The organism is Kocuria atrinae (assembly GCF_039531425.1).
Taxonomy (GTDB): domain Bacteria; phylum Actinomycetota; class Actinomycetes; order Actinomycetales; family Micrococcaceae; genus Kocuria; species Kocuria atrinae.
Genome location: NZ_BAAAQA010000025.1, coordinates 70,743 through 77,537, shown reverse-complemented (window position 1 = coordinate 77,537; position 6,795 = coordinate 70,743). Strand labels below are relative to the sequence as shown.

6 protein-coding genes are annotated in these 6,795 nt (G+C 64.6%); 2 read left to right on the top strand and 4 right to left on the bottom strand.

The annotated features are described in order from the left end of the window. Positions 1-64 precede the first annotated feature (64 nt). The 4 genes from ABD283_RS11820 to ABD283_RS11805 form a co-directional block, all read right to left on the bottom strand. On the bottom strand, positions 65-625 hold the full coding sequence (locus tag ABD283_RS11820; protein ID WP_344225204.1) for a dihydrofolate reductase family protein: 561 nt from the start codon (positions 623-625) through the stop codon (positions 65-67). 113 nt (positions 626-738) lie between these two features. After that, complete coding sequence (locus ABD283_RS11815; RefSeq protein WP_344225203.1) at positions 739-2,310, bottom strand: nucleobase:cation symporter-2 family protein; 1,572 nt, start codon at positions 2,308-2,310, stop codon at positions 739-741. A 122-nt stretch (positions 2,311-2,432) separates the two neighbouring features. Continuing rightward, the gene (locus tag ABD283_RS11810) at positions 2,433-2,942 is read right to left on the bottom strand and encodes a nucleoside deaminase (RefSeq protein WP_344225202.1); all 510 of its coding nucleotides are present in this window, start codon (positions 2,940-2,942) and stop codon (positions 2,433-2,435) included. 42 nt (positions 2,943-2,984) lie between these two features. Further along, complete coding sequence (locus tag ABD283_RS11805; RefSeq protein ID WP_344225201.1) at positions 2,985-4,553, bottom strand: nucleobase:cation symporter-2 family protein; 1,569 nt, start codon at positions 4,551-4,553, stop codon at positions 2,985-2,987. Between the two features lie 398 nt (positions 4,554-4,951). Between ABD283_RS11805 and ABD283_RS11800 the strand changes: the two genes are divergently transcribed. Both ABD283_RS11800 and ABD283_RS11795 read left to right on the top strand, forming a co-directional pair. Continuing rightward, the gene (locus tag ABD283_RS11800) at positions 4,952-6,355 is read left to right on the top strand and encodes an 8-oxoguanine deaminase (protein WP_344225200.1); all 1,404 of its coding nucleotides are present in this window, start codon (positions 4,952-4,954) and stop codon (positions 6,353-6,355) included. Positions 6,356-6,383: 28 nt separating this feature from the next. Beyond that, positions 6,384-6,755: a DUF3052 domain-containing protein gene (locus ABD283_RS11795; protein WP_344225199.1), complete on the top strand. Its 372-nt coding sequence runs from the start codon at positions 6,384-6,386 to the stop codon at positions 6,753-6,755. Positions 6,756-6,795 lie beyond the last annotated feature (40 nt).

Sequence of the window (6,795 nt, the reverse complement as noted above, 5' to 3'; positions counted from 1 at the left end):
GTAGGGCGAGCGGCACAGGCGGATCCGGAGCACCTGCCACCGCATGCCCGCTGGCAAAGTCGCCCTAGGCGCTGGGACCCGACCCCACGACGTCGTAGGTGATTTCCACGAACTGGCCGACCGCCCGGGTGCCCTTGAGAGTCAGGCGGTCGGGATGCACGGTGCGCGGAAGTAACGGCTTGCCGCTGGCGAGGAACGCCGGCGCGATCGTCATGATGATGCGGTCGAGGGAGTTGGCGTCCAGGAACTGGCCGACCAGGTCACCACCGCCCATGACCCAGACGACGCCGTCGCCAGCGGCTTCCGCAATCGTGGGAAGGGCGTCCGGCACGCTGGAGTTCAAGAACCGGACATCCACGCCGGGCGGGACGTGTAGGTCGCGGCTCGTGAACACATAGCTGGGCCGGTCGCCGAAGAATTCGACCCATTTTTCGGGTTGCCCGAGCATGTTTTCGGTGTTGAGCAACCATTCATAGGTCGACGAACCCATCACGAACACGGAGACGGTCTCGGTGAACGGCTCCATGTCCGGAGCCTCGCTCTTGACCTGGAACAGCCATTCGAGCGAGTCGTGGGGATCGGCCAGGAAGCCGTTGGCCGTGGTGGCTGTGTTGAAGACGAACATGGGACCAAACCTCCGAAAGGAGCGGTGTGTGGGCCTTTAGTGTGCGCCCATGCTCAGACACGTATAACCCCCGCCTGTGGATTTCGCAGGCGGGGGTTATGCAAGCCGCGGCCCTAGGAGTCACCATCCTTGGAAGCCAGAACCTTAGGGATCTGGCCCGTGTGCGTGATCTCCCCGGCGTCGATGAGTTCCTTCACCTCGTCCAGATGCTTTTCGGGAACGGCCGCGACCTCGTTGCCGTCACTGTCGACCACCTTGCCGTCCTCCATCCGGTCGCCCTCACGCAACATCTGTAGGGCGGCCGTTGGGATCACACGTACGGGTGCGGCACCGATGATCGTCGGATTCTCCGGTGTGCCCTTCTTGAAGCTGTTGAACACCAGGTTCAGGGTGATGGCCACGATGGCCGCGGCGGAAATTCCGGAGCCAAGAATGGTCTGTGCCCACGAGGGAAAGCCCTGGTAGAAGTTGGGCGAGGCCACGGGGATCAGGCCGAAGGCAAAGGACACCGCAACGATTACCAAGTTCATGGAATTGCCGAAGTCCGCCTTGGCCAGGGTCCGCACGCCCGACGACGCCACGGTTCCGAACAGCACGATGGACGCGCCACCCAGCACGGGTTCGGGGATGGCTGCAACCACTTCACCGACGATGGGCAACAGGCCCAGAGCGATCATGATGAACCCGGCGGCGCCCACGACAAAGCGACTGCGCACACCCGTGACCGCGACCAGCCCCACGTTCGCGGCGAAAGCCGTCTGGGTGAACGAGTTGAGAACCGGCGCCAGGGTGGATGACGCCATGTCCGCGCGCAGACCGTTGGCCACTCGCTTGGACGTGATCTTGGCGCCGGTGATCTCGCCGACGGCCAGAATGTCCGCGGTGGTTTCGGTCATGGTCACGAGTACCACGATCAGCATGGAAATGATGGCCGCGATCTCGAATGTGGGCGGACCGAAAGCCAGGGGCGTCGGGAAGGAAATCAGCGAGCCCTCACCGACGCGGGAGAAGTCCGCCATCCCCATCAGCGCGGCAATACCCGTGCCCAGAACAAAGGCCAACAGAATGGACAACCGCGAGATCATGCCGATGCCCACCTTGGAGAGAAGCAGCACGATCAGGAGCGTGATAGCCGCCAGGGCAATAGCTCGGTTGTCCGGTTCGGAGCCGTCCGTGGTTCCGGCGGCCCAGTCGATCGCCACGGGCAGCAGTGAAATACCGATCACCGTGATCACGGTTCCCGTCACCACCGAGGGGAAGAACCGGATGACTCGGGAAAACGCGCCGGCCAGGAGGAATCCGGCCGCGGAGGAGACGAGTACGGCCCCGAAGATTGCCTGGATCCCACCGCCGCCGGCCAAGATGGCGAGCATGGGCGCCACACCGGCAAAGGAAACGCCCTGGACGAGGGGCAATTTGGAACCCATCAAGGGCAGGCCCAAGCTTTGCAGACAGGTGGCCAGGCCTCCCATGAGCAAACACGAGGAAATCAGCAGGGCTACCTGATCTCCCGGGAGCCCGGCGGCTTGGCCGATGATGAGTGGCACGGCGACGATGGCGCCGTACATGGTGAGCACGTGTTGCGCTCCGAATGCTGTGGTCCGTCCGAGCGGTAAGCGCTCATCCTCGGGACCCAGCGGCCGCTTCAGACCGCGGCGTCCCTTGAGGGAATTGATGCTGATCATTGCAGATGCCTCCGTTCACGGCCGGTGCTGGCCGCAGGTTCGGCGATCCTCTGTTTTTCCCACCCGGTACGACAGGTGGCGAAGTGTCCAGATCTAAAACATTGGGGTGAATCAGTGGGTGGTCAGTACTCAGCTCGTTCCGGGTTCGCGGCCCAGGCCTCGAAGGGCGCTCGCCGGTTTTCGAGGGCAACGTGACGGACGGGGACCAACTTGTCGCGTTCTTCCTCCGTGGCCGTGAAGAACTCGTAGAACACGGCGTCGTCGAACCCGCCGTCGGCGGCGTCGTGACGATCGGCCGCGAAGTAGACCGCGTCCAAACGCGCCCACAAGGAGGACGAGAGGCACATGGGGCACGGCTCGCAACTGGTGTAGAGGACCGCGCCGGACAGATCGTGCGTGCCCAGGGCCTTGCACGTGGCCCGGATGGCGCAAACCTCGGCGTGGGCGGTGGGGTCGTGATCGGCGGTCACGCGGTTGACGGCGGTGAACTCCTGGCCGTCCGCGGTGACGACCACCGCACCGAAAGGACCACCGTCAACGGAGGCGTTCTGCGCGGCCACCTCGATGGCGGTCTGCAGGTGTTTCTGGACGGTCACGTCGTCGATGGTTGACGCGTTGGGTGACAGAGTCATGATGCTCACTTTCGATTGTTGGGGAATGCGGTGGACGGAAAATCACTGCGGGTCGCTCTTGTACACGCGGTGGATCTGGCCGGTGTCCGTGAGCTCGCCGGTCTCCACGCGGCGTCGGGCCTCATCGACCAGGTGGTCATCGACCACGGCGATCTCCTGGCCGTCCGCGCCGATCAAGCGCCCGTTGACCAAGGTGTCACCCTCTTGAAGGCCCCGGAGCATGGACTTCGGGAACACGCGCGGCGGGTACGCGGCGAAGGTGGACGAACCGGGCCGCGACCCGAAAGACAGCTCATTGAACAGGATGTTGAGCAGCACGGCGGTGAGCGCGGCGGCGCTGATGCCGGATCCCAGAACCACCTGGATCCAGGACGGGAACTGTTCGTAGAAGGTCGGCGAAACCACCGGAATCAGGCCCATGGCCATCGAGACGGCCACGACCACCAGGTTGAGGCCTGATCGGTAATCCACGCCGGCCAGGGTTCGGATTCCCGACGCCGCCACGGTCCCGAACAGCACGATGCCCGCGCCTCCCAGCATGGGAGAGGGCACGGCCGCCACCACGCGCCCGAGCACGGGAAGCAGCCCCAGCACCACCATGATCACGCCGGCCCCGGCCACGACGAAGCGGCTGCGGATGCCCGTGATCGCGACCAAGCCCACGTTCTGGGCGAAGGCCGTTTGAGTGAAGGTATTGAACAGCGGAGCCACCGTGGAGGACAGCATGTCCGCACGCAGACCGTTGGCAATGCGTTTGGAATCCACGCCGGTTTCGGCAATCTCGCCCACGGCCACGATGTCCGCGGTGGTCTCGGTCATCGTCACGATGATCACGATGAACATGCCCAGAATGGCCGAGGCGACGAACAGCGGTGCGCCGAATTCGAAGGGTGTCGGAAAACCGACCACGGGTCCTTCGCCCACGCCGGAGAAATTTGCGCGACCCAGCAGGGCCGCCACGACCGTGCCGATCACGATGGCCAGCAGGATGGACAAGCGTGAGATCGCCGCCGAACCCACCTTGGACAGCAACAGCACCACCAGCAGCGTGAACGCGGCCAGGCCGATGTTGGCCACGGAACCGTGGGACGGATCCCCTTCCGCGCCCATGGACCACCCAGCGGCCACGGGCATGAGTGTCACACCAATGGTCGTGATGACCACGCCGGAGACGACCGGTGGGAAGAACCGAATGACCTTCGCGAAGAAGGGGGCCAGGATGAAGCCGAGCGCGGAGGCAACCAGTACCGCACCGAAGATCACGCGGAGACCTTCCTTGCCGGGCGTTCCCTGCAAGATGGTCAGCATGGTGGCCACGCCCGCGAAAGAGACCCCCTGCACCAACGGCAACTGCGCGCCCAGGAAGGGAACGCCAATGCTTTGCAGGATGGTGGCCAGACCGCCGACGAATAGGGCTGCCGCCACCAGGATGCCGGTCTCGGTCGCGTCCAGACCGGCGGCTGTTCCAATGATCAATGGCACTGCGATCACGCCGCCGTACATGGTCAGGACGTGCTGGAGGCCGTAGGCCAGTGATCGTCCAACGCCCAGGTACTCGTCCTCGGGGCGTTGCGGTGTGGTGGCGTCGACTGACGCGGAACGCTTTTTCACGTTGCTCTCCGGATCGCGGGGTTCGGCTTGTCGGTGCTGAGGTAGCCCGCAAAGCGCACGAGACCCGGAATACACGGGTCCATGTACTCGCCTTGCGGCTCGCGTTGTACTGGATTCGTGCCCGGTAGATAGTCCTGAGAGGACCCGCCGTGGCGGTTGTGCTGTTCAGCGTAACCTTGTAACACTGTGACGTACAACACTTTTTGTTTCCGGATTATTAATTATCGTTTCCGGGATATGAAAAAGCATTGGGTCGGTGGCGTTCCGAACGCTGGCCGGGGCGGTGCTGTTCTCCGTGACTCTCCGCGGCACCTGGATCGGCAGACAGGAACACTGAGCCGGCTCGGTGGCATGCCGAGCTCAGCGCGGGTGACGGTGGTTGCCCGGGAAGGTGCGCCATGACGATCGAACGCCCCACGCAGGACGCGATGACGCAGCCCAATGGCAGTCTGCTCTGGATCAAGGACCCGGCCGGGATCCACACGTCCTCCGACGAGCATGCGGACGCCAGCCGAGGTCTGGTGGTTGATACCCGTACCGGGGCCATCACGGAGATCGTGGGCGCGGGGGCGGAACCGGCGCGGTACGACAGGGTTTTCGACGCCGCCGCCCACGTGGTGCTGCCCGGCCTGATCAACACGCATCACCACTTCTACCAAACGCTCACGCGTGCTTGGGCTCCGGTGGCGGATGCCGAACTGTTCCCCTGGCTGCAGGGCCTGTATCCGGTGTGGGCCCGGCTCACCCCGGAAGCTTTGGAGTCCGCAGTGACCGTGGCCGTTGCTGAACTGCTGCTGTCCGGCTGCACCACGGTGGCCGACCACCACTACGTGTTCCCCGCGGGCATGGAGGAGTCGGTGGACATTGAGGTTGACGTGGTGCAACGCCTGGGTGCACGCGCCATGCTCACTCGCGGATCCATGTCACTGGGCCGGGACGACGGCGGCTTGCCGCCCCAGTCCACGGTGCAGGATCACGACACCATCCTGGCCGATTCCCAACGCGTGGTGGAGAAGTATCACCAGCGCGGGGAGGACGCCAGAATCCGGGTCGCCTTGGCACCGTGCTCCCCGTTCTCCGTCACCCGCGAACTCATGCGGGACACCGCAGCCCTGGCCGCTGACCTCGACGTTCGGCTGCACACGCACCTGGCAGAAACCATTGACGAAGAAGACTTCTGCCGCGAACGCTTCGGCCTGCGCACGGTGGACTATCTGGAGTCGGTGGGCTGGCTCAGCTCACGCACGTGGCTCGGGCACGCGATCCACCTGGACGATTCCGAAATTGCACGCTTGGGTGCGGCGGGAGTGGGCGTGGCCCACTGCGCGACGTCCAACATGCGGTTGGGATCGGGGACGTGCCGAGCGCTGGAACTCGAGGAAGCGGGCTCGCCCGTGGGTCTGGGCGTGGACGGATCCGCGTCCAATGACGGGTCCAACATGATCGAGGAAGTCCGCGCAGCCCTGAACATTCAGCGCCTGTCCGCCGGGCCTTCCCGCGTGCCTGTTTCGCGAGCACTGAACTGGGCCACCCGCGGATCCGCTGGGGCTTTGGGCTGGGACACCATCGGCGTCCTGGAGCCGGGAGCAAGGGCGGATCTCGCCATGTTCACGCGCGATGAGCTGCGCTTCGCTGGGTCTCACGATCCCGTCGCATCCCTGGTGCTCTGCGGGGCCCACCGCGCGGATCGGGTCATGGTGGACGGCCGTTGGGTCGTGGCGGACGGCGCCCTACCCGGCCTGGATCTCGAGCGCGTCATCGCACGGCAGGGCGAACAGGCTCGACTTCTGATGGGGGACTAATCCGGCGCCCCGGTTCTAGGATGAACCCATGCCTAAGACTCCCGCGGAAAAGTTGCTGATCAAGCCCGGTTCGTCGGTCTTCCTGGCCGGGGACACCCCGGAAACCCGTGAGCTCCTGGATCCTTTGCCGGAGAATGCCGTGGTCGTTGAGCACGCCGACAATGCCGATGCCGCGGTGCTGTTCGCCATGAGTCGGGCCAACTTGGACGACCTCCTGGAAGCTAACCTCGAAAACCTCGGCGGTACTCGTGCGGCATGGATCGGTTACCTCAAAGGCGGCCGTTCCGATATCAATCGGGACACCATCTGGGCCCGCGTGAACGAGCTGAACTGGACGCTCAACGCCAACGTGGCTATATCCGAGGAATGGTCCGCCGTGCGGCTCAAGCCCCTGGACTGAATGTCCAGCGTCCACCGCCCAGCGCCCTGGGTCGTGCGGC